Below are 21,880 nucleotides of genomic sequence, written 5' to 3'. Positions count from 1 at the left end.
GCGACGGATGAAACAGGAGCGGTCGGCGGCGTCGCGACCGCCCATCCGGCGACGAACGGCGTTTTCCGCAATGATTGCAATGGTTTGTGTGTATTCTTGTGTGATTGGAGCCGGGGCGCTGCGGCGGGCGAATGGAACGTTTGAAACGCTGTGAAACAGTTTTCCCGACCCTGTTCAACTGTTCAATCCAGGCCATCGCCTTTGGCGTCGAACCGCCCTCTCCCTCTGGGAGAGGGAAGGGACCCGCTGCGAAGCGGTGGGAAGGGTGAGGGGTTATCCAAGAAGCCACGCGGTTCTGGCCTTTCGGGCAACCCCTCACCCTCCCCACGTCGTGGGTCCCCTCCCTCTCCCAGAGGGAGAGGGCGATGATCGCCAAGTGCGGCCAGCCTTGGAACAGTGGGCGGGTTGGGGGCGTGGGGCATGGGGAAACCGTGAGGAATTGGGCTATCATTCCTAGCCCGCTGCGCGACCTCCGGCAACGGCGCGGTGAACATCGGTGGGGGGCTGGGGTTCCGCCAGCCCGTCGATGTCGGCCAGCATGTCGGACGCCCGCGCGTCCACAGCGGCGCGCTCGTCCTTGGGCATCGCGGCGAGGATGTCGTCAAACGGGATCGTCGCCGTCATGCTGTGGCGTCCTTCCGGTCAGAATGAGGATCGCCCTGCCGGACGTCGGCGGTGGCGATCACAGTCTCGCGACGGCCTTGCCCCGACGACCACCCTCGGCGCTCGTCCGGCCTTTGGCCGTCGGCTCCCTGCCCTCTCCCAGAAGGAGAGGAAGCGAAGACGGGGTGGAACGCGCCGTCCCTCAGCCGCCCGCCGCCTCCCCGCGCAGGCGGGCAAGTCGCTGACGCGCTTTTTCCGCATTCGGGCTTTCGATGGCGACCAAGATCGCCAGCGCTTGTTCGGTCATGCTGATCGCGGTGGGGACATCACCCAGTTTGGCGAGTTCGTCCGCAAGGTTGTAAAGCCAGCTTCCCTCGCCCTGCCGATCCCCGATCTCCAGCGCGATGGCGAGGGCCTGTTCGTAAAAGTCGATGGCGCGCCGTGTCTCGCCCAATTCAGCATAGCAGTTGCCCAGATTGCCGAGTTCCTGTCCCTCGCCCCGCCGATCCCCGATCTCCCGCGCGATGGCGAGGGCCTGTTGGTGAAACGCGATGGCGCGCCGTGCCTCGCCCAAAGCGGCGTGAGCGCTGCCCAGATTGCCGAGGCGGATTCCCTCGCCGCGACGATCCCCGATCTCCCGCCCGATGGCGAGGGCCTGTTCATAAAACTCGATGGCGCGCCGTGTCTCGCCCAAAGCGGCGTGGGCGTTGCCCAGATTGCCGAGGCTCTGTCCATCGCCGCGACGATCCCCGATCTCCCGCGAAATGACGAGAGCCTGTTGATGAAACTCGATGGCGCGCCGTGTCTCGCCCAAAGCGGCGTGGGCGAGGCCCAGATTGCCGAGGTGGCTTCCCTCGCCGTGACGATCCCCGATCTCCCGCGAAATGACGAGAGCCTGTTGATGAAACTCGATGGCGCGCCGTGTCTCGCCCAAAGCGGCGTGGGCGAGGCCCAGATTGCCGAGGTGGCCTCCCTCACCGCGCTGATCCCCGATCTCCCGCGAAATGACGAGAGCCTGTTGGTGAAACTCGATGGCGCGCCGTGTCTCGCCCAAAGCGGCGTGGGCGTTGCCCAGATTGCCGAGGTCCTGTCCCTCGCCACGCCGATCCCCGATCTCCTGCGAAATGGCGAGGGCCTGTTCATGAAACTCGATGGCGCGCCGTGTCTCGCCCAAATCGGCGTGGGCGTTGCCCAGATTGCCGAGGTGGTTGGCGGCGAGGCCGGGGTTGCCCATCCGGCGCGCGGCGGCGGCAGCGGCGGTCAGCCAGTCGATCAACTCCCGTTGGTGCAGGCGCAGATCCAGGACATACACCCCGGCGTTGGGCAACCAAGCGGCGACCTGTTGCGCCGTTGGGTCGTGGTCGGCGTGGGCGATGGCCCAGGCGGCGGCGGCGGCGATGTTGCGGGTGTCGGCGTCGTAGCGGGCCAGCCCGGCGACCACCCCGTCATGGCCGCGTTTGTAAAGTTCCTTTGCCTCCTCCAACACCCCAATAAAATGCAGCGCAAAGCGGCCCTCCGCCGTCGCGAGGCGGTCGGCGGTTCCCGGCGCCGGGTCTTGGGTGGGATCGGGGGCGAACAGGCTGCTGGCCAGCGGGCGCATCAGATCGTGCAGGCGGTAGCGGCGCGTCGCCTCGTCGAACAGCAGGAGGGAGCGGGCGCGCAGGGCGCGCAGCGGTGGCGCGGCGTCCGCGATTTCCCACAGCGCCGCCGCCGCCGCGCGGTCGAAATCGGCGGGGAAGACGCTCAACACCTGCCAGCGCGCGGCCAGGGTGGGATCCTGGTCGATCAGGCGGCGCAGGCTGTGGCTCAGCACGGCGGCGACGTTGGCGCTGGCGTCGCCGTCGATGGTCAGGCGGTGCGGGCGGCTGGCCTCGTCCGCCAATTCGGCGAGGTAGTCGGGCAGGGTTAGATCGTCGGTGACGGCCAGCGTCGATCCGGCGACGCGCAGGGCCAGCGGCAACCGTCCGCAGAGGTCGGCCAAGCGGGTCCAGTCGTCGTCCGTCCCCGGCGCGTTCGGGGCGAGCCGACGCAGCAGGGCTGCCGATTCGTCCGGCGACAGCAGATCGAGCTTCAGCACCTTGCAGTCCGGCGGTTGCACCAACGCCCGCGCGGTGATGATGGCGCCGCAGTGGGGCGGCGGGATCAAATCGCGGATTTGGTCGGCGCTGGCGGCGTTGTCCAGCAGGATCAAGGCCCGCTTGCCGGACAGCGTGGAGTGGTAGATGGCGCGGGCCTGGGCGGGGTCGTCCAGCGGCGGCAGGTTGGGATGAAAGGCGCGGATCACCCGCAGCATCGCGTCCAGCGGCGCGGTGGGCGCGCCCTCGCCATGCCCGTTGAGATCAACGACGATCTGCGCGTCGGGGTAACGATGGATCACGCGCCGGGCGGCGTGCTGGGCCAACGTGGTCTTGCCCACCCCGCCCATCCCGTGCAAGGCGGTGATCGCCACCGTCGCGCCATCGTCTCGGTTCAGCGCCCCTTCCAGCGTGTCCAAATCCGCCTTCCGCCCGATGAAGTCCGACAACTCCCGCGCCAATTGATGAAGCGCGCTGGGCGGGGCGGGTGGCGTGGGCAGGTTGATTGTTGGGTTGATGATTGCGTTGTTGGCGTCTCCACCGATGCCAACGGCCCCTTGACCACCGGCCTCCACCCAGTTCCCGGGGGATGTCATTTTTTCTCCAGGGCGGTGTTGATTCGCGCGTTGTTAGCGTTGCCGCCAATCGCCACAGCTCCCGCCCCCGAGGCGATGGCCGTGTTGCCGCCCTTGCCGTCGGCCAACGCGGCGGCGACCTTTTCCAGCAAATCGGCGTTTCGTTTCAGCAGGCCGGTGATGGCGTCGTCGAGTTCGTTGCGCGCGTCTTCGTCGTCGGGGGTCGCGGCAAGCTGTTTGGCTTTCGCCAGGACCGTGTCGCCTTTGGGCGCGCTGGTCAGCAGGCCCCACACCGCTTTCGCCTTGGTGAGCGTGTCGCCGAGGATGAGCTTGCCAACCTCGTTCGCGCCGCCTTCCACGATCATCGGCAACAGCGGCGACAGCAGGGCTGTGGTTTGAGCGGCGATTGTGACGGCGTCCATCCTGGCGTTTCCCTTGCGCGTTGTTCCCGTAGGAGTGGAAGCGTAGCAGGGGATTGCGGCGGATTGGAGAGGAAAAGCGTCGCGGCGCGCGGGCAAACAAAAACCCCGTCGCGGGGGGCGACGGGGTTGTTTGACCCGCAGGGATGCGGAACGCGCGTTACAGCGAGGCTTCGACCCACTGGAACAGCGCGCCCTTGGGCAGCGCGCCGATCTTGGTGGCGGCGACGTTGCCGTCCTTGAACAGCATCAGGGTCGGGATGCCGCGCACGCCGTATTTGGTCGGGGTGTTGGGGTTCTCGTCGATGTTCAGCTTCACGACGGTCACGGCGCCCTGCTTCTCGGCGGCCAGCTCGTCCAGCGCCGGGGCGATCATCTTGCAGGGACCGCACCATTCCGCCCAGAAATCGACCAGGACCGGACCCGACGCCTTCAGGACGTCCTGCTCGAAGCTGTCGTCCGTAACCTTGATGGTGCTGCTCATGTGACCTCGTGCCTGAATTCAGGGGCGCCGCGATCCCGCAGGCGCGGGCGGGCGACTCCACCCCTGTCTGTGGAATTGAGCAAAATGTAGGGCGTACCGGCCACGCCGGTCAAGTGACCCCATTTTGTCACACCGGGGCCGGGCGGTCACGCCGCCGCGCCGGGGCCGAATTCCACCGCGTCCAGCAGGTCGGGCGGCAGTTCCATGATGAACGGACCATCGGTCCACAACAGGGCGCAACGCACGTCCTTGCCCGGATAGACCGCCCGCAGCGCGGCGCGGTAGGCGGCCATCTGGCGGCGGTAAACCGATGGAACATCATCCAAAACGCGCGGCGGCGGGCGGTTGGTCTTGTAATCGACGATCCACACGGCGTCGCCGCGCACCGCCAAACGGTCGATCCGCCCGGCCAGCGCCCGCCCGCCGACGACGCCGACCAGGGGGACCTCCGCCTTCGATCCCGCGCCGAACAGATGCGCGAAGTCCGCATGGCTCAGCACCGCCAACGTCTCCGCCGCGATGGCCGCGCGCTGCGCCGGGTCCAGCTTGTGGGCCGGGCGCTCCAGGAAGCGATGGCAGGCGGCGGGGCGGGCGCTCTCCTCCAGCTCCGGCAGGGTTTGCAACAGCCGATGGACCAGCAGGCCGCGTTTGAAGCGCTGGCCGTCGTCGTCGCCCAGGGGGGAGCGCACCGCCGGTTCCTCGCCGTCGGGGCGCGAGGGGGTGAGCGGGCGCGACGGCTCCGGCTCGGTCGGCGCGGGGGCGGTCAGCCAGGGGGGGGAACCGGGATCGGCGGCGGCGTCCGCCTCGGCGGTCGGCGGGGGCGGCGGCTGGGTCTGCGGCCCGTCGAGCCGCCAGCCCTCGCCGCTCCAGCCCTGCGGGTCCAGATCGGTGGCGTCGAAGGCCAGCGGTTGGCCGACCGTCCGCAACGCCGCTTCGGTCAAGCGATACCAGCAGCTCTCCGACGGCTCGCGGCGGCCCTGATAGCCGCAGACATAGAGGCGATCCTCCGCGCGGGTCAGGGCGACGTAGAGCAGGCGGCGGTATTCCTGGTCGCGCCGCTGGTTGGCCCGCGCGCGGGCCTGCGCGCTCAGGCCATCCTCCTGCGACCGGCGGGCGGCGAAGAGCGGCACCGGGCAATGCGCGTCCGGCCACAGGATCGCCGGGCTTTGCGTCGGGCTGCCCATGGTGTCGGGCAGGAAGACGATGGGGGCCTGCAAGCCTTTGGAGCCATGCACGGTCATGATCCGCACCATGCCGCCGCCCTGCTCCAGCTCGCGCTTGATCTCCGCCTCGCTGGCCGCCATCCAGGCCAGGAAATTTTGCAGGGAGGGCGGTTCGGTGCGCTCGAACGCCAGACAGGTGGCGAGGAACTCGTCCAACGGATCCTGCGCGTCCGGCCCCAGCCGTTTCAGGATGGCGCGGCGGCCCGACCGGGTGTCGGCGGGGCAAGGCCGGTTCAGCAGCCCGGCGAACAGCTCATAGGGGGCGGAAAAGTCGGTGCGCGCCAGCAGATCGCCCAGATAACGCCGGGCCGGGCGGAAGGCCGCGTCCTGCTCCGCCCGCGCCACCAGCGCCCGCCACAGCGTGCCGCGCCGACCGTGGGAAAGAGCGAACAGCTCCTCCTCCGTCAGGCCGATCAGCGGGCCTTTCAGCAGGGTGGCCAGCGTTAGATCGTCGTCGGGCAGCAGCAGGAAATCGGCCAGCGCCATCAGATCCATGACGGCCAATTGTTCGGTCAGCACCATGCGGTCGACGCCCGCCACCGGCACGCCGCGCTCCTTCAGCGCGCGGACCAGTTCGGTGACGAAATCGGTGCGGCGGCGGACCAGAACCATGATGTCGCCGGGGCGGATCGGGCGGCCCTTGGCCTCCAGCGGCTCGCCGCGCGCCAGCCAGTCGGCGACGGTTCCGGCCAGCACGGCGGCCAGCCGGGCCGACGGCGAATCGGCGGCCTCGCGCGCCACCGGCGGCGCCCAGGCCGGGCTGTCCACCGCCTCGACGGGTTTCACCGGCGGCCACAGCTCCACCCGCCCGCCCTGCCCCTGGCGAAAGGCGCGGTGACGGATGACCGGGCTGGCGTCCGACGCCACGCCGTCGCGCGCCGACTCCAGGGCGAACACCGCGTCCACCGCCTCCAACACGGCGGCGGTGGAGCGAAAGGAAATGTCGAGATCAACCGCCGCCCACAGCCGATCCGCCGCCTCCGCCTGCTCCTGGAAATGGCGGCGCATCCGGGCGAATTCGGCGGGGTCGGCGCGTTGAAAGCTGAAGATCGACTGTTTTTCGTCGCCCACGGCGAAGACGGTGCGCACCGTCCCATCCTCCCCGCGCGCGTCCAGCCCGGCGAAGAACTCCTCGGCCAGCGCCTCGACGATCTTCCACTGCTCGGGGTTGGTGTCCTGCGCCTCGTCGATCAGGATGTGGTCGAGGCCGCCGTCGAGCTTGTAGAGCACCCAGGGCGTCGCCCGAACGCCGTTGTCGCCGTGCAGCAGCCGGTTGGCCGACAGGATCAGATCGTCGTAATCCAGCAGCGCCCGCCCGGTCTTGCGCGCCCGGTAGGCGTCCAGCATCGCTTCGGCCAGCGTCAGCAGCGCGGCGGTGGAGGCGGCGACGCCCGCCGCCTTGATCCGTTCGGCGACGCCGACCAGCCGTTCGGCCTCCTCCAGCAGATCCGCCGGGGCCAGCGGCGCGGCGCTCGCCGCTTTCTTGGTGATGAGGGTTTTGCGCGGCGTTCCCTCCACCGTCAGATACTGGCGCTGATAGGCGGCGAATCCGGCGATCCGGCGGGACTCGTCAGCGTCGAGCCAGCGTTGGATCGCGATCCCGCGCTCTTGATCGGCGGCGCTGCCGGTCGCCAGCGCGGCGCAGGCGGCGCGCAAGGCCGGGACGTCCGCCGCGTCGTCGGCGCAGGCCGCCGCCAGCACCGACAACTCCGTCGTGCCGGGGGCGACGGCGAGCGTGCGGTGGACGGCGTCGATCAAGCCGTCCAACCCGGCGAAGGCCCCGGACAGCCGTTGCAACTGCCCGCGCTCGCTGGTCAAGGTGGCGAGCAGGCTGGCGAAATCCTCCGCGTTCAGATCGGCGGTCAGCCGCGCCATCGCCCGGCCCAGCGGGCTGTCGGGGGCCATCCGCCCGGCGTGCAGCACCTGGTCGCGCGCCTCGGTCAGCAGACCGGCGGCGGTGCGGTCGTCCATCACCTCGAAATGCGGGGCAAGCTTGGCCTCCAGCGGGAAGCGGCGCAGCAGCGATTGGCAAAAGGCGTGGATGGTCTGGATCTTCATGCCGCCGGGGCAATCGACCACCTGGGCGAACAGGCGGCGGGCGTTGATCCGGGTTTCCCGGCTGGGCCGCTCACCGCACAGCGCCGCGAGCTGGTCCTCCAGCGCGCCGTCGGGCAGCGTCGCCCAATCGCCCAGCGTGCGGTTGACCCGGTTGGCCATCTCCGCCGCCGCCGCCTTGGTGAAGGTCAGGCACAGGATGCGGGCGGGCGGCGTTCCGGCCAGCATCTGGCGCAGCACCCGGTCGGTCAGAACCTTGGTCTTCCCCGACCCGGCCGACGCCCCCACCCACACCGACGCCGCCGGATTCGACGCCCGCCGCTGCGCGACGTTGGGATCGGGGGGAAGAACGCGGGGGGCGGGGTCGGTCAGCCCGCTGTTCGTCATCGCGGGGTCGGCCATCGCGTCGTCCATCATCGAATCGTCGGCGCTCATCATTCCCCGTCCCCATCGCCGCCCAGCGACCATTCCTGAACGCGGGCGAGGTGGGCGTAGTCGGTGTAGCGGGGGGCCATCGCCGGGCGGGGGCGGGAGCGGTAGGGGGTGGCGGGGTCGTCGAACTGGCGGATCAGCTCTTCCAGACCGGCGCGGGCCTCGGCGGCCAGCGTGGCGGGGTCGCCCTTGACCGGCTTGACCTCGCCCGGCGGGTCGCCGCCCGCCAGACGCCAGAAGGCCAGCTCCGCCACCGCGCCCGCCGCGATGTCGCGGAAGCCGCCCGCTTCGGCCATCGCGGCTTCCAGCGGCAATTGCGGGGCGAAGCCCAGGGCGATCTCGCGCGTCGAGGGCGGCGTTCCGGTCTTGTAGTCGATCACCACCAGCCCGTCGGGGCCGCGATCAATCCGGTCGGCCTTGGCGGTCAGGGTGAAGGGGCCGCCCGGCCCTTGCAGGATCAGGCTTCCCGTCACCTCGGTCGCCAGCGTCCGCCACTGCGGGCGGCGCTCGCGCTCCAGCGCGATGAACCAGGCGGCGACCCGCTCGAAACGCGGCCACCAAAAGGCCCAGACGTCGGGGTGGCTGCGCAGCAGCGGGCCAAAGGCTTCCGTCCCGATGTCGAGCAGGCGGGACAGCGCGTCGGGCGGCAGCGCGTCGGGGAAGGCGCGGACGAAGGAATCGAGCGCGGCGTGGATGATCTGGCCGCGATCCGCCGCGCCGGGATCGGCGGCGATGGGATCCAGCTTGCTCAGCCCCAGCACATAGCGGGCGTAGATCGCGTAAGGATCGCGCATCCAGGTTTCCACCGCCGTCACCGACAGGCGGCGCGGGCGGGCGGCGAGCGGCGGGCGGGGTTCGGGCGGGGCGACGGCCTGCACGCGGTCCGGCTCGTCCAACCGCCGCGCCCAGGTCAGCCAGCAGGCGCCTTGATCCTCGATCCGCCCGCTGAGCTTCAGCGCCTTCAAGACGGTTTCCAGCCGCAGCAGCCAGCGCGACGGCACGGTCGGCGTGCCGTCCACCCGCGCGGCGCGGGTCAACACCACCTCCGGCGCGCCGCAGGCGTGGGCGAAATCGTGGGCCGACATGCCGACCAGCCGTTCCGGGCTGGGCAGGCCGAAATCGCGGCGCATCGGGCGCGACATCCAGGGATCCGCCGCCGGGTTGGGCGGCCACGTTCCCTCGTTCAAGCCGCCCAGAATGGTCAGGTCGAGATGCTGGAGCCGCGCCTCCATCGGACCCAGGATGAACAGGCGCGGGTGCAGGCCGAAGCGCGGACGCACCGCCCGCGCGCTCATCAGCGCGTCGAGCAGGGCCGGGTAATCGCTGGCGGGCAAGGCGGGAAAGCCTTCGGCGGCGTCGAGCAGATCATGGACGAAGCGGGCGGCCTCCTCCCCATCCTCCTGCCGCCACAGCCGTTGCGGCCCTTCGGATTCATGGTCGGCGGCCAGCGTTTCGGCGAAGGCGATGTGGGCGCGCAGCAGGTCGGCCAGGGGCGTTTCGCCGCGCATCGCCGCCAGAAACGGGGCGGCGCGCCGTTCCAGATCGTCCAGCCAGTCGCGCAGGATCGCCGGTTGCTCGTCATGGTCGAAGCGAACCGCCTGGTCGAGCGCGGCGCGCACCCCGGCGAATCCCTCCGCCGGGCGGGGGCCGCGCAGGGCCACCCGCTCCAACGCGCGGGCGGCGGCGCGGAAATCCGCCGAGTCGCGCCCGCCCGCCGCCATCGGGTGCTTGGCCAGCGCCAGCAGGGCCAGCGGGTGGACGCGGGTCGCCGCCAACTCCGCCGTCATTCGCAGATAGGTGCCGACGGCGGTGTGGGCCAGCGGTTGCCCGCCGGAGTCGTTGACCGCGATTCCCCAACGGCTGAGCGCCATGGCGACCCGCCGGGCCAGATTGCGGTCCAGCGTGATGAGCGCCGCCGTCTTTTGCGGGGTCTCCAGCGCTTGGCGCATCAGCAGGGCGATGGCCTGCGCCTCCTCCTCCGACGTGGCGGCGTCGATGCGGGTCAGGCCGTCCAGCGCGTCCGCGTCGAAACCCGACTCGGAAGGCTCCGGCTGGTCGGCGGACGCGTCGAGCTGACGCCAACCGTCGGTCGTCGCGGCGGGGCGCAGCGCTTCGGCGATCAACCGGGCGCGGGCGCCGCGCGGTTCCGGCGCGTCGGTCCAGGGGCGGACCTCCTCCCGCGCGACGCCCAGGGTACGGATCAGATGGGACAGGCCGTGCTGGGGGTGGGCCTCGTCCCCCTCGATGGCTTGCCAAACGGCGTCGTCGGCGCGCTGGTCCAGGCCGGGCAGCACCACCGCGCCTTGCGGCAGCCGGGCGATGACGTCCAACAGATCGGTGGCGGCGGGGATCGAGCCGGTGGACCCGGCGGCGATGACCAGCCCACGGGGCGGGGCCGCGCGCCACAGCGCCGCTTGGGTTTCCAGCGCCAGATTGCGGCGGCGGGCCGGATCGCATTCGTTGGTCGCGCCCAGGATGGCGGGCCAGACCTCGGTGACGATGGTCAGGAATTTCAGCGTGGTTTGCCAATGCTCGGCGTAATCGGCGGGGACCAGGGCGTCGAGCCGGTCAAAGCCGATCCGCTCGGTCCACACCGCGTCGATCAACCGCCCCAGATCGGCCCCCAGCCGCACCGCCTGCGCCGTCGTCGCCGACATGCCCTCCGCGCTCAGGATCAGGCGGGCCAGAGTCATTTGCCGGTTCAGCGCCGACATCGCCCCCGGCAGGTCGAGCGGGACGCCGGGCAACTCCTCGTCGGTCAGGCTGAGATCGCCCGCGTCCAACTCTCCCAGCGGGCTGAGGCGCGGCAGCAGCGTCGGCTGCCCGCCCGACCGCCGCAGAAAGGCCTGCTGCAAGGAGCGGCAGGCGCGGCGGGTCGGCAGCAGGACCGTCGCCTCCGCCAGCGCCAGCGGGTCATCCCCCACCCGCGCCACGATGCCCTCGGCCAACAGATCGACGAAGGGCGCGCCGGACGGGATGCTGTAGACCTTGGGCGCGGCGGCGGTCATCGGGGGGCCTTCGGGGCTGAGAACAGAATCAGTGGGCGACGGCGCGGACGCCGCCGATGGCGAGCAACTCCTCGCACTCCGTCAGGCCGTCCGGCGTGCCGATGTGGAACCACAAGCCGTCATGGGCGATGCCGTACAGCCGCCCGGCCTCTTGCGCGCGGTCCCAGATCAGGTTGGTGGAAAAGGCGCCGTCGGGGGTGTCTTGCGCGAACAGCTCCGGCTTGACGATCTGCACCCCGGCGAAGACGAAGGGCGACAGCTCGCTCTCGCCGCGCCGGATCAGACGGCCCAGCGGATCCATGTGGTAGTCGCCTGGCCCCTCATAGCCCGCCGATTTGGTCGTCGCCATCATCAGCAGCAGCGCGTCCATCGTCTGGGGATCCCAGAAGGCGGCCAAGCGTTGCAAGGCCGGAGTCGGGCCGTCCAGCCACAGGATATCGGCGTTCACCGTCAGAATCGGCGCGTCGCCCAACAGCGGCAGGGCGTGTTTGATTCCGCCGCCGGTTTCCAAAATCCGCTTTTCCGGCGAGGCGACGATGGTCGGCGCGCGGCGGTCGGCCAGATGATCGACGATCATGCCGCCCAGATAATGGTTGTTCACCACCGCTGTCGTGACGCCCGAGGCGGCCAGCCGGTCGAGCGCGTGGTCGAGCAGCGGCTTGCCCAAAATCGGGATCAGCGGCTTGGGCCGGTCCAGAGTCAGCGGGCGCATGCGCAGGCCAAGACCGGCGGCCAGCACCATGGCGGTTTGCGGGACGGCGGTTTGGGGAATGGCGGTTTGCGGACTCGAAACGGGGGTGGTCATGTCAGGTCGTCTCCGGAACGACAAAATCAGCGCGGGTTCCCGGCGGCAGGCGGCGGGCGAACCAGGCGGCGACCGGAGCCAACTCCGGCTTCGCCAGATGGTTTTCCAGCAAACGCCAGACGCGCGGCAGGTGGGACAGATAGGCGCGGCGGCCCTGGGCCAGCGCCAGACGAACGAAGATGGCGATGATCCGGGTGTGGCGCGCCGCCGCCAGAACCGCCAGCGCGCGGCGGAACTCCGCCGGATCCAGCGCCGGGAAGGCGGCGAGATAGCGGGCGGTCATCGCGTCCGCCAAATCGGCGGGAACGTCGCGGCGGGCGTCCTCCAACAGCGAGGCCAGATCATAGGCGGTCGGACCAAGCCCGGCCCCCTGAAAGTCGATCAGCCCCGCCGCGCGCACGCCCGGACGCGGCAGCCGCATCAGATTTTCGACGTGATAATCGCGCAGCAGCAACGAGCGCGGCCCGGCGCAGACCGGCTCCAGCACCACGCGCCACGCCGTTGCGAAATCGGAACGATCCTGTGCGCTCAAGGGACGCCCCAGCGCCGCCGGGCAATAGATGTCGGCGAACAACAGGGTTTGCTCGATGAAGCGGTCGGCGTCGTAGAGCGGCAGGCCCAGCCTTTCGCCCTCCCCCTCCGGCCAAGAGCGGTGCAGGGCGATCAGCGCGTCGGTCGCCAGGGCGTAGAGCGGTTCGGCCTGCGCGCCTTCGACCAACAGGCGGAGGAATGTTTCGTTTCCAAAATCATCCTGCACCGCCAGACCAAGCGCGCAATCCGCCGCGTGGATGACGGGAACCGACAGGCCGACGCGGTCCAGCACAGCGCCGATGGCGATGAAGGGGACCAGATCCTCGGCGGGGACCGGGGTGTCGACCAGAATCAGGCTGCGGCCATCGGGGCGCGTCAGCCGCTCGTACCGGCGGGCGGAGGCGTCGCCGGTTAGGGGCGCGCGGGCGGCGTCGGCCAAACCGTGGGCGGCGAGGAAGGCGGCGATCTCAGCCGCGCGCGCGGACAGGTCGTCGCTCATCACAGCGCCCAATCGGCGGCGGCCAGCCTTGCGGCCAGCGCGCCATGCCCGCTCAAGGACGCGCGGCGCGCGGTCGGCCCGTCAAAGCTCAAGGCCAGTTCGACCCGGTCGGCGGGCAGCAGCGGCCCCAGCCGATCCGGCCATTCGACCAGCGCCACAGCCTCGGCCCGCGCGTCGTCCCACCCCAGCTCAATCACCTCGTCGGGACCGGACAGGCGGTAAAGGTCGAAATGCCACAGCGGCCCGACGTCGGTGTCGTAGGTCTGCACCAGGGTGAAGGTGGGTGACGGCACTTCGGCGTCCGGCGTGGTCACGCTGCGGATCAACGCGCGGGAAAAGGCGGATTTCCCAGCCCCCAGATCGCCGCGCAAGGCGACCAGATCGCCCGGACGCAGCAACGCGCCAAGGCGCCCGGCCAAACGCTCGGTCGCCGTTTCGTCGGGCAGGGTCAGGGACAGGAGAAAATCGGAGTCCAGCATGGGCCGGATACTGTGCGAAGCGCCCATCCGCCCGCAAGCCGGAAAGCGGGAAACGCGACGTCCGGCGGTCGGATCAGACGGTTTGCGTCAGCCGCCGATCCGGCGGCGCCGGGCTGCCGGGCGGAATCCCGGCCCGCTGTCGTCGGCGGCGGCAGTCGGCGTCACCACCAGACGCGGCGCCTTGTTGAAGTTCATTGTAATCATCAACGTCAGCGCGCCGTTGATGATGTAGAGCATCTTGTCCGACGCCACCGGCAGGGGAATGCGCCGGTTCATGCAATGGCCGACCAGGGCGGCGGCCACCTCCGTTTCCGGCAGGGTCAGGCTTTCCCGCGTTCCGTCGTCGTGAACAATGGACAGTTCGGTGTCGACGCTGTCGCCATCCTTATAAACGACCTTGTCCACCGTGCCGGTCGGCGTCGGCTCGTTCATCCGGCGGCGGCGATCAAAAATCGCCTTGACCACCTCTTGCTCGGTGAAGACCAGACAACGCAGCTCTCTCATTCATGGCCTCCAGCACGACGGGGCCGGATTGCGGCGGCTCCCTTCACATTCTCCGGCGGGAAACGGCCCCGCGCAACCGACGAATTCCGTCAAATTCCCCCAAACCCGCCCAATCAGGGTTGTCCCTAGGCCGCGCGCGCCAAGCCAGGCGGCGCTGCGCTGTCGGCGGGGGTTGACCGCGCCGGAAAATCGGACAATGGATGAGCTTTGTCTCCCCCTATCCGATGTCAAGGAACTGGCTTTCATGTCGCAGAGTGTCCACCGCACCGATGTCGTCATTGTTGGCGCCGGTCCCGTCGGGCTGTTCGCCGTGTTTGAATGCGGCATGTTGAAAATGCGCTGCCACGTCGTGGACGCGCTCGACATGGTCGGCGGCCAATGCACGGCGCTGTACCCCGAAAAGCCGATCTACGACATCCCCGCCCACCCGGCCATCGAGGCCGCCGCCCTGATCGACCGTCTGGCCGAGCAGGCCGCGCCCTTCGCCCCCACCTATCATCTGGGCCAGCAGGTCGAAAAACTGACCCGCAGCGACGAGGGGCGTTGGCTGGTCGAAACCAACAAGGGCGTTCGGATCGACGCCCAGGCGGTCATCATCGCCGCCGGTTGCGGCGCCTTCGGCCCGAATCGCCCGCCGCTCGACGGGTTGGAGTCGTTTGAAGGAACGTCGGTCTTCTACATGGTGCGCCGCCGCCAGGATTTCGCCGGTAAGCGCGTCGTCATCGCCGGGGGCGGCGATTCGGCGGTCGATTGGGCGCTGTCGCTGGCCGAGGTCGCGGACAAGGTGTCGCTGGTCCACCGCCGCGCCAAATTCCGCGCCGCGCCCGAAAGCGTCGCCCGGCTGGACGCGCTGGCGCGCGAGGGCAAGATCGAGATGGTGGTTCCCTATCAATTGGCCGGGCTGGAGGGATCCGACGGTCAACTGACCGCCGTGCGCGTCGCCACCCTGGACGGCGAGGAAAAGGCGGTTCCCGCCGACGCCATGCTGGCCTTCTTCGGCCTGTCGATGAATCTGGGGCCGATCGCCGATTGGGGCCTGGATCTGGAGCGCAGCCACATCGCCGTGTCGCTGCCCGGCTGCGCCACCAGCGCGCCCGGCATCTTCGCCATCGGCGACATCGCCACCTACCCCGGCAAGCTGAAGCTGATCCTGTGCGGCTTCTCCGAAGCGGCCCAGGCCGCCCACGCCATCCACCCGATGGTCCATCCGGGCGAAGCCCTGCATTTCGAATATTCGACCTCCAAGGGCGTGCCGGGCGCCTGAGCCAACTCCATTGGCCCAACAGGGACTCCGGGCGTAAACTGGCGACGCCCGCCCGGCGTCCCGGTTCCCCGACGCGACGGCGGCGAACGACATCGGGAGCACACGCCATGAGCGCCAGCCTCTACGACCGTGATTTCTACGCCTGGACAACCGAACAGGCGGCGTTGTTGCGCTCGGGTCGATTGTCCTCCGCCGACGTCGCGCACATCGCCGAGGAGATCGAAAGCATGGGGCGCAGCGAACAGCAGCAATTGGAAAACCGGCTGACCGTTCTGCTCCTGCACCTGCTGAAATGGCGCTTTCAACCCAATCTGCGTGGCAACAGTTGGCGTTTGACCATCAAGGAACAGCGCAACCGGATCGCCCGCCATCTGCGCAAAAATCCCAGCCTGCAAGCGATGCTCGACGAAACCATCGCCGACGCTTACAGCGACGCCCTGATTGGGGCCGAACGGGAAACCGGCCTTCCTGAGGCGACCTTCCCGACGCTCTGCCCCTGGCCGTTCGAGCGCGTCATCGACGCCGATTTCTGGCCGGACTGACGCGGCGGCGAAGGCAAGCCGACCCGCCAAACAAGGCAGACCAAAACAAGACAGGCCGCCGGATGGGGGATCCGGCGGCCTGCGTCTTGGCGGCGGCTGCTTGGGGGGCTGGGGATCAGCCGTCGCTCAGGGGGGAAGCGTGGATCAGGTCTCCTTGGTTGCACGGGTTGATACGGTGGTCTGGGCGCAACTCCTGCGCTTTACTTGACGTCCTGCGGCTTGCCGCCGGGGCCGGGGCCACGCTCGCCGTCATGGCGGGGGCCATGCCCCATGCCGCCGCCCATTCCGCCCATGCCCGGCCCGCCGCGATGGGGCAGGAGGCTGTCGGCGGTCTTCTGCTGATCGGGCGTCAGTTGGGCGTACAGGTCGATCAAGGCCGGGCGGACGCCTTGGATCTGTTGCAGGTGGGTCTGCATCATGGTTTCCATCCGCTCAAGCCGCTGCGGCAGCGCGGTCGGCATCGGCTGGTCCTTCATCTTGGCGCACAGATCCTGCGTCGGCTTCAGGCTGGCGCGGGCGGCGTCGGCGAATTTGGTCCAGGCCGGGCGCTGCGCGTCGGTGATCCGCAGCTTCTTTTCGGCGAAGGCCAGCTTGCCCGCCAGATGGGCGTCCTGGTCCTCGCACATCCGACCGAAGTGGCGATCCGGTCCCTGGCCCGGCCCGCCCATGCCCGGCGCGCGGTCGGGCTGGGCGAAGACCGGCAGAGCCAGGCCGAGGCCAGCGATCAGCACGGCGGAGGTCAGAAGGGCGCGTTTCATGGTGGAGACTCCTTAAGAGCACGAATGAAAAGGCGATGTCGGAGGGAGCGGCGGAGAGAAAAGCCTGTGAGGCGCCGCGTTCCCGATGACCAGACGATGCGCCCCCGACGTTGCCGAACGATGTCCGCAAGCCGGTCATTTGGTAACGCTGTGTAACCGCAGGAGTTCCCGTAACCGAGCGTTACACATTTTCCCTTCACCTGCGCCACGCGCCGCCCGATCATGGTCGGCATGGACCGCATCCCCCACCTTCTGGTCGTCGATGACGACCGCGAAATCCGCTCGCTCGTCGCCCAGTTCCTGACCAAGCACGGCTTCCGTGTCACCGGGGTCAAGGATGGGGCGGAGATGCTGCGCACGCTGGACAGCGCGCGCGTCGATCTCATCGTTCTGGATCTGATGATGCCGGGGGAGGATGGGCTGTCGCTCTGCCGCCGCCTGCGCGCCGTGCCCGCCACGGCGCAAACCCCGGTCATCATGCTGACGGCGATGGGCGAGGAAACCGACCGCATCGTCGGGCTGGAGATGGGGGCCGACGATTATCTGGCCAAACCCTTCAGCCCGCGCGAATTGCTGGCCCGGATCAAGGCGGTGCTGCGCCGGGCCTCGGCCCCGCCGGTGGCGGGCGGCGGGGGCGGGGGGGCCGGCACGGTGATGCGCTTTGAAGGCTGGTCGCTGGACATCACCAAGCGCGAGCTACGCTCCGCCGACGGTGTGCTGGTGCAACTGTCCGCCGGGGAATACGACCTGCTCGTCGCCTTTGTCGAACATCCCCAACGGGTGCTGAACCGCGACCAGCTTCTGGATCTGGCGCGCGGGCGGTCGGCGGTTCCGTTCGACCGTTCGGTCGATGTCCAGGTCAGCCGCCTGCGCCGCAAAATCGAACCCGACCCGGCGGAACCGACCCTCATCAAGACGGTGCGCGGCGGCGGTTATCTGTTCACCCCGACCGTCAGCGCGGGCGCTTGACTATGACCGCCAAGGCCCTGCGCCGCTTCGCCTTTCCCGACAGCATCGCCGCCCGCATGGCCTTGACCGTCGTGCTGGCCCTGCTGCTGACCCAGGCGGTCAGCGCCCTGATCTATCTGACCGACCGCAGCGAAGGCCCGCCGATCCATGGCCCCGGCGTGCTGATTCAACGCGTCACCGCGATTGTCCAACTGGTGGAAAGCACCCCGCAGACCGACCGCGACCGTCTGGTCGGGGCGCTCGACGATCCGGTGTTGCGGGTCGAATGGGCGCGCGAACGCCCACCCGTCCGGCAGGACATGGGCGGCGGGCGGTGGGACGGGCTGCGGCGGCATCTGCGCGAATCGCTGGGGTCGCCCGCCCGCGCCATTCTGGTCGAGGTTGAGCGGCGCGGCGGCCCCGATGGAACGCGCCGCCCCGATGGACCGCCGCCCGGCGACGGCCCGCCGCCCGACCTGCGCCGCCCCTTCGGCCCGCCGCCCTTTCCCGGCGAGTCTGACGAACGGCGCTGGGGGCCGCATGTCCGGCTGTCGGTGCAGTTGACCGACGGCTCATGGCTGAGTTTTTCCGGCGGCGATCCGCTGGACGGGCCGTTCCGGCTGCTGCGCTTCGCCTTGTGGATGGGCGGGGTGGTGGCGGTGATTATGGCGCTGTCGCTGCTCGCGGCCCGACGCTTCACCGCGCCGCTGGCCGGATTCGCCAGCGCCGCCGAACGGCTGGGCGTGGGAGAGGGGAGCGAACCGCTGCCCGAAACCGGCCCGCGCGAGCTGCGCGCCGCCACCCGCGCCTTCAACCGGATGCAAGGGCGGCTGGCCCGCTTCGTCGCCGACCGCACGCAAATGCTGGCGGCGATCAGCCATGATTTGCGCACGCCGTTGACCCGCCTGCGCCTGCGCGCCGAGCTGGTGGACGACCCGGAGATGCAGCGCCGGATGCTGGCCGATCTGGACGAAATGGAAGCGATGATCGCCGCCACCATGGCCTTCGCCCGTGACGACGCCAAGCGCGAGCCGCGCGGGCGGCTGGATCTGGCTGATCTGCTGCAAAGCCTGTGCGACGACCGCGTCGATTCCGGCCATGACGCCGTCTATGACGGTCCGGCCCACGCGGTGGCGGAGGGCCGCCCGGTGGCGCTGCGCCGCGCCTTCGCCAATCTGATGGACAACGCCATCGCCTATGGCGGCGGCTTCACCATCCGTCTGACGCTGGAGGACGGCCACGCCCGCGTCGCCATCGACGACAACGGCCCCGGCATCCCGGTGGACGAGTTCGAGAAGGTCTTCGCCCCCTTCTACCGGCTGGAGCGCTCGCGCTCCCGCGACACCGGCGGGGTTGGGTTGGGGCTGTCCACCGCGCGCACCATCATTCGCGGCCATGGCGGCGACATCGCGCTCGAAAACCGGGCGGAGGGCGGCTTGCGGGTGACGGTGACGCTGCCGCGCTGATCCCCACCCGTCCCTACGCCCGCCACCCAAGCCGGAGGTGGCGCGTGCATCACGGGCATTGGGGGATGGGCCATCTTGGCATTCGCTCCTTTCACAACGATGAAGCGCCAAAAACAAAGAGGGTACGCCCCCTGCGCCTTTATGTGAGGTCGGGCCGCGCAATCAGCCAGAAGAGCAACCCTCCGATGGAGCTGAAGCCGGCCACCGGGACACAAATAGCGAAAATATTAAGGAATGGTTCAATTCCATGACCAGAAAAAAGCGCAGATATAGACAATGAAAGTACTGGAATTGAACCAACAAATCCCCCCACTAATACATAAGATCTAAGATTTACAATTTTCTTCGATTTCATGATTGTGTACGCAGGGAAGCCAAAAAATACGCTTACAAACAAACCATACATTAATGTTACAATACCTGGAATAAAATGAATAAGGAAAAAAGGTGCCGAAGATAAAGATGGAGCGATAAAAAAAGCCAAAAGAAGACGCAACGCACGCGTCAAGGACGGTTTTTTCCTATAGATCGACATCATACAACCTATATCTTGCAGTGGCGGCTGTTCTGGCGGCCTCGCGGTGTTCCATCAGATTTCGCAGACGGACCGTGACCTCTTGCATCTGGCTGCCGACACCCCTTTGGCGTTGCGCGCCAACCGATCACCTGCGCTTGAGAAGCGCTCTGTCGCGTATTGTTCATCTCTTACAACACCATCACACGGCAATTTTTTCAACACATCAACCCTGCATGGCGCTGTTTGCGCTGGTCTTTCTCCTCAAGCGACGGCCTTGTTTCCAAATGCGCGCGCCCGCCCTTGCATCGGCCTACCCGCGCGCGCCGTTCACCGCTGCCCGCAGCGGCAGGACGCAGCGGACCAGCGCGCCGCGCCCGCCGCCGTCCCCCGACTCCAGCCGCCCACCGTGCAGTTCGGCGACGTTGCGGGCCAGCGACAGCGCCGACACCACCGTCGCCGCCGGGGCGGCGTCGCCCGGTGGTTGGGCGGCGGCGCTCACCGCCAGGATCACCCGGTCGTCGGCGCGCTGGCCGGACAGGCGGATGCGGCGGTCAGGCGGCGGGTGGCGGATGGCGGCGACCACCAGGGTGAACAGCGCCTGTTTCAGCCGCTTGCCGTCGCCCTCGACGCTGCCCAGCCGGGCCGGGGCGTGCAATTCCAGCCGCAAACCGGCGCGACGCGCCCATTCCCGCGTCAGCCCGGCCACCCCGTCCAGCAACTCGGCGATGTCGACCGTGCCGCGCTCCAGCGTGGTGACGCCCACCCCCAGGCTGGTCAGCCCGGCGGCGTCGCCGATCAGGTCCAACGCCCGCTTTGCGGTGTCCAGCACGCCCTGGACGCAGGCGGCCTGCGCCGCGCTCAACCCGCCGGATGCGGGCGCGGTCAAGCTTTCCGCCAGCCCGACGATGCCGGTCAGCGGCGCGCGCAGATGGTGGGAGACGCTGGCGACGAACTCCCCCTTCAACTGGTCGGCGGCCTCCAGCGCGGCGTTGGAGGCGCGCAGCGCCTGTTCCAGCCGCGCCCCGTCGGTGACGTCCAGATAGCTGTTCAACACCGCGCCGTCGGGCAACGGCAGGGTGGAGAACTCCACCACAGAACCGTCGCTGCGCTCCACCCGGCCGGAGCGGACGGCGCGTTCCAGCGTCGCGCCGATCAACTCGTCCTTCAGCGCTTCCCAATCCTCATCCGCCGCCCCATCCAGCGCAGAATCCGATCCATCCGGCCCATCCGCCAAAGCCGGATCACGATCATCCGAGGACGCCGCGTGCAAAAGCGGGCGCATCCGCTCGATCACGTCGGCGATGTGCGGTTCCCCCTGCAAATCCTCGTCATGCAGATCCCAGACGCGGGCGAAGGCCGGGTTGAACAGCTTCAAGCGGCCATCGCCGCCAAACACGGCGATGCCCTCCGCCAGATTGTCCAGCGTCTCCCGCTGCACGGCCATCAGGGTGTTGTAGGAGGATTCCAGCGCCAGCGTGTTGGTGACGTCCTCCAGAATGGTGATGAGTCCGCCCAGCGGATGCGGGGCCGCCATGTGGCGCAGCGTCGTGCCGTCGGGCAGATGGAGAAGCTCTTCCACCGGCTCGATCAAATGGGTGTAGCGGGTCAGCCGTTCGCGCTTGAAGGTCTGGTAATCGGCGTATTCCGGCAGGCGGCGGCGGCTGCGCAGCTCCTCCAGCACTTCGGCGTTGGTCGGTTCGCCGCGCAACCACCCTTCATCCAGATTCCACAGGCGGGCGTAGGCCTGGTTGAAGAATTTCAGGCGGGTGTCGGCCCCAAAAATGGCGATGGCGCTGCCCAGCCGTTCCAGCACCTCGGCGTGGGCGGCAAGATGGCGGCTGAGTTCGTCCCGCGCCTCCTCCAACGGCGTCTGGTCCAGCGCGTAGCCGACCAGTTGGACTCCCCCGCCCGCCGCCGCCGGGTGGGAGGCGGACAGCGGCGCTTCGGTGACGTCCAGCAACCGGCGCTCGGTGCCGATGACGATCGGAAAACGCGCCGACTGGGCAAAGCCGCCGCCGCGCGCCCGTTCGGCCAGCGCCCGCCCAGCCCCGCCGGGGGCCAGTTCGCTTCGTTCGGCCAAGGCGGCGGCGGGGGAGGCGTCCACCGCGCGGGCGTAGGCCCGGTTGCACCAGGACAGGTTCAGCGCCCCGTCGCGCAGCCAAACCGGAATCGGCAACGCGTCAACGGCGGCGCGCAGATCGGCCAAGGCGGTTTCGGCGGCGGCGCGGGCGGCGTCCTGCTCCCGCGCGGCGTTCGTGGCGGCGGCGGTGGCGGTGACGTCCTCGATCCACACAACGCTCCAAGACGCTGCGTCCGCCCCGCCCCGCCGCCCGGTCAGCGCCAGCGAGCGGCCATCCGTCGTCTGCGCCACGCAGCGGAACGGGGTTCCGTCGCGGCGCAGCGCCACCAGCGCGTCGGGCAGGTCCGGGGCGTTCAACGTCTGGGTCAGCGCGTCGGCGTGGTCGATTCCCAACAGGGCGCCCGCCTCGGCGGACAGGCGCCCCTCCCCCGCCGCGCTCCAGGCGCACCAGGGCCAGGGCGAGGCTTCCAGTTGCGCGGCGGCCAATTGCCCGGCGTGATCAGCCGCCAGACGCGCCGCCGCGTCCCGCGCCATGGCGTCTTGTTCGGCGGCGCGCCGCCGGTTCGCTCTGTTCCAGAACCAGCCGCCCAAACCCGCCACGTCCGCCATCCCC

Annotated in this window: 17 protein-coding genes; 4 read left to right on the top strand and 13 right to left on the bottom strand. The window is 69.3% G+C overall.

The window, feature by feature from the left end:
• Positions 1-453: 453 nt before the first annotated feature.
• The 10 genes from D3877_RS15760 to D3877_RS15715 form a co-directional block, all read right to left on the bottom strand.
• Positions 454-624: a hypothetical protein gene (locus tag D3877_RS15760; RefSeq protein WP_199720819.1), complete on the bottom strand. Its 171-nt coding sequence runs from the start codon at positions 622-624 to the stop codon at positions 454-456.
• A gap of 181 nt (positions 625-805) precedes the next feature.
• Complete coding sequence (locus D3877_RS15755; protein WP_119831687.1) at positions 806-3,274, bottom strand: tetratricopeptide repeat protein; 2,469 nt, start codon at positions 3,272-3,274, stop codon at positions 806-808.
• The gene (locus D3877_RS15750; RefSeq protein WP_119831686.1) at positions 3,271-3,675 is read right to left on the bottom strand and encodes a hypothetical protein; all 405 of its coding nucleotides are present in this window, start codon (positions 3,673-3,675) and stop codon (positions 3,271-3,273) included. The genes D3877_RS15755 and D3877_RS15750 overlap by 4 nt, the downstream gene beginning before the upstream one ends.
• A 157-nt stretch (positions 3,676-3,832) precedes the next feature.
• Complete coding sequence (gene trxA, locus D3877_RS15745; RefSeq protein ID WP_119831685.1) at positions 3,833-4,156, bottom strand: thioredoxin TrxA; 324 nt, start codon at positions 4,154-4,156, stop codon at positions 3,833-3,835.
• A gap of 146 nt (positions 4,157-4,302) precedes the next feature.
• Positions 4,303-7,821: a double-strand break repair helicase AddA gene (gene addA / locus D3877_RS15740; protein ID WP_119832483.1), complete on the bottom strand. Its 3,519-nt coding sequence runs from the start codon at positions 7,819-7,821 to the stop codon at positions 4,303-4,305.
• 47 nt (positions 7,822-7,868) lie between these two features.
• Complete coding sequence (gene addB / locus D3877_RS15735) at positions 7,869-10,874, bottom strand: double-strand break repair protein AddB (protein WP_119831684.1); 3,006 nt, start codon at positions 10,872-10,874, stop codon at positions 7,869-7,871.
• A gap of 28 nt (positions 10,875-10,902) precedes the next feature.
• Positions 10,903-11,679 (bottom strand): nucleotidyltransferase family protein, encoded by a 777-nt coding sequence (locus D3877_RS15730; RefSeq protein ID WP_119831683.1) that lies wholly within the window; start codon positions 11,677-11,679, stop codon positions 10,903-10,905.
• 1 nt (position 11,680) lies between these two features.
• Entirely contained in the window at positions 11,681-12,709 is a 1,029-nt protein-coding gene (locus D3877_RS15725) for an aminoglycoside phosphotransferase family protein (RefSeq protein WP_119831682.1), read from the bottom strand.
• Positions 12,709-13,188, bottom strand: a complete 480-nt coding sequence (gene tsaE, locus D3877_RS15720; protein WP_119831681.1) for a tRNA (adenosine(37)-N6)-threonylcarbamoyltransferase complex ATPase subunit type 1 TsaE — start codon at positions 13,186-13,188, stop codon at positions 12,709-12,711. Before tsaE ends, D3877_RS15725 begins: the two co-directional genes overlap by 1 nt.
• Before the next feature lie 87 nt (positions 13,189-13,275).
• A complete protein-coding gene (locus tag D3877_RS15715) occupies positions 13,276-13,692 on the bottom strand; it encodes a hypothetical protein (RefSeq protein WP_119831680.1) in 417 nt (138 codons plus the stop codon).
• A gap of 244 nt (positions 13,693-13,936) precedes the next feature.
• Between D3877_RS15715 and D3877_RS15710 the strand changes: the two genes are divergently transcribed.
• Entirely contained in the window at positions 13,937-14,956 is a 1,020-nt protein-coding gene (locus D3877_RS15710; RefSeq protein ID WP_119831679.1) for an NAD(P)/FAD-dependent oxidoreductase, read from the top strand.
• Positions 14,957-15,063: 107 nt separating this feature from the next.
• Positions 15,064-15,498: a DUF29 domain-containing protein gene (locus D3877_RS15705; RefSeq protein WP_119831678.1), complete on the top strand. Its 435-nt coding sequence runs from the start codon at positions 15,064-15,066 to the stop codon at positions 15,496-15,498.
• A gap of 200 nt (positions 15,499-15,698) precedes the next feature.
• On the opposite strand, the gene D3877_RS15700 is transcribed toward D3877_RS15705, so the two are convergent.
• Complete coding sequence (locus D3877_RS15700; protein WP_119831677.1) at positions 15,699-16,256, bottom strand: Spy/CpxP family protein refolding chaperone; 558 nt, start codon at positions 16,254-16,256, stop codon at positions 15,699-15,701.
• A gap of 231 nt (positions 16,257-16,487) precedes the next feature.
• On the opposite strand from D3877_RS15700, the gene D3877_RS15695 reads away from it, so the two are divergent.
• Both D3877_RS15695 and D3877_RS15690 read left to right on the top strand, forming a co-directional pair.
• On the top strand, positions 16,488-17,225 hold the full coding sequence (locus D3877_RS15695; protein WP_119832482.1) for a response regulator: 738 nt from the start codon (positions 16,488-16,490) through the stop codon (positions 17,223-17,225).
• Positions 17,226-17,227: 2 nt separating this feature from the next.
• Positions 17,228-18,670 (top strand): ATP-binding protein, encoded by a 1,443-nt coding sequence (locus D3877_RS15690; protein ID WP_119831676.1) that lies wholly within the window; start codon positions 17,228-17,230, stop codon positions 18,668-18,670.
• Between the two features lie 139 nt (positions 18,671-18,809).
• Here the strand turns inward: D3877_RS15690 and D3877_RS29440 are convergent, their stop codons facing one another.
• Positions 18,810-19,208 carry a hypothetical protein gene (locus tag D3877_RS29440; protein WP_147395198.1) on the bottom strand — a complete coding sequence of 133 codons (399 nt, stop codon included), beginning with the start codon at positions 19,206-19,208 and terminating at the stop codon, positions 18,810-18,812.
• Positions 19,209-19,497: 289 nt separating this feature from the next.
• The gene (locus D3877_RS15685) at positions 19,498-21,876 is read right to left on the bottom strand and encodes a PAS domain-containing sensor histidine kinase (protein ID WP_119831675.1); all 2,379 of its coding nucleotides are present in this window, start codon (positions 21,874-21,876) and stop codon (positions 19,498-19,500) included.
• Between the last annotated feature and the right edge of the window lie 4 nt (positions 21,877-21,880).

The organism is Azospirillum cavernae, assembly GCF_003590795.1.
GTDB classification, from domain to species: domain Bacteria; phylum Pseudomonadota; class Alphaproteobacteria; order Azospirillales; family Azospirillaceae; genus Azospirillum; species Azospirillum cavernae.
The sequence above is the reverse complement of the archived record's forward strand: the minus strand, read 5'-3'. Positions and strand labels throughout refer to the sequence as shown.

Coding starts and splice junctions, on each gene's coding strand:
- D3877_RS15690 (WP_119831676.1), top strand. CDS start 17,228: ATGACCGCCAAGGCCCTGCGCCGCTTCGCCTTTCCCGACAGCATCGCC.
- addA (WP_119832483.1), bottom strand. CDS start 7,821: ATGACGAACAGCGGGCTGACCGACCCCGCCCCCCGCGTTCTTCCCCCC.
- D3877_RS15750 (WP_119831686.1), bottom strand. CDS start 3,675: ATGGACGCCGTCACAATCGCCGCTCAAACCACAGCCCTGCTGTCGCCG.
- D3877_RS15715 (WP_119831680.1), bottom strand. CDS start 13,692: ATGAGAGAGCTGCGTTGTCTGGTCTTCACCGAGCAAGAGGTGGTCAAG.
- D3877_RS15730 (WP_119831683.1), bottom strand. CDS start 11,679: ATGACCACCCCCGTTTCGAGTCCGCAAACCGCCATTCCCCAAACCGCC.
- D3877_RS15695 (WP_119832482.1), top strand. CDS start 16,488: ATGGACCGCATCCCCCACCTTCTGGTCGTCGATGACGACCGCGAAATC.
- D3877_RS15685 (WP_119831675.1), bottom strand. CDS start 21,876: ATGGCGGACGTGGCGGGTTTGGGCGGCTGGTTCTGGAACAGAGCGAAC.
- tsaE (WP_119831681.1), bottom strand. CDS start 13,188: ATGCTGGACTCCGATTTTCTCCTGTCCCTGACCCTGCCCGACGAAACG.
- D3877_RS15760 (WP_199720819.1), bottom strand. CDS start 624: ATGACGGCGACGATCCCGTTTGACGACATCCTCGCCGCGATGCCCAAG.
- D3877_RS29440 (WP_147395198.1), bottom strand. CDS start 19,208: ATGATGTCGATCTATAGGAAAAAACCGTCCTTGACGCGTGCGTTGCGT.
- addB (WP_119831684.1), bottom strand. CDS start 10,874: ATGACCGCCGCCGCGCCCAAGGTCTACAGCATCCCGTCCGGCGCGCCC.
- D3877_RS15725 (WP_119831682.1), bottom strand. CDS start 12,709: ATGAGCGACGACCTGTCCGCGCGCGCGGCTGAGATCGCCGCCTTCCTC.
- D3877_RS15755 (WP_119831687.1), bottom strand. CDS start 3,274: ATGACATCCCCCGGGAACTGGGTGGAGGCCGGTGGTCAAGGGGCCGTT.
- trxA (WP_119831685.1), bottom strand. CDS start 4,156: ATGAGCAGCACCATCAAGGTTACGGACGACAGCTTCGAGCAGGACGTC.
- D3877_RS15700 (WP_119831677.1), bottom strand. CDS start 16,256: ATGAAACGCGCCCTTCTGACCTCCGCCGTGCTGATCGCTGGCCTCGGC.
- D3877_RS15710 (WP_119831679.1), top strand. CDS start 13,937: ATGTCGCAGAGTGTCCACCGCACCGATGTCGTCATTGTTGGCGCCGGT.
- D3877_RS15705 (WP_119831678.1), top strand. CDS start 15,064: ATGAGCGCCAGCCTCTACGACCGTGATTTCTACGCCTGGACAACCGAA.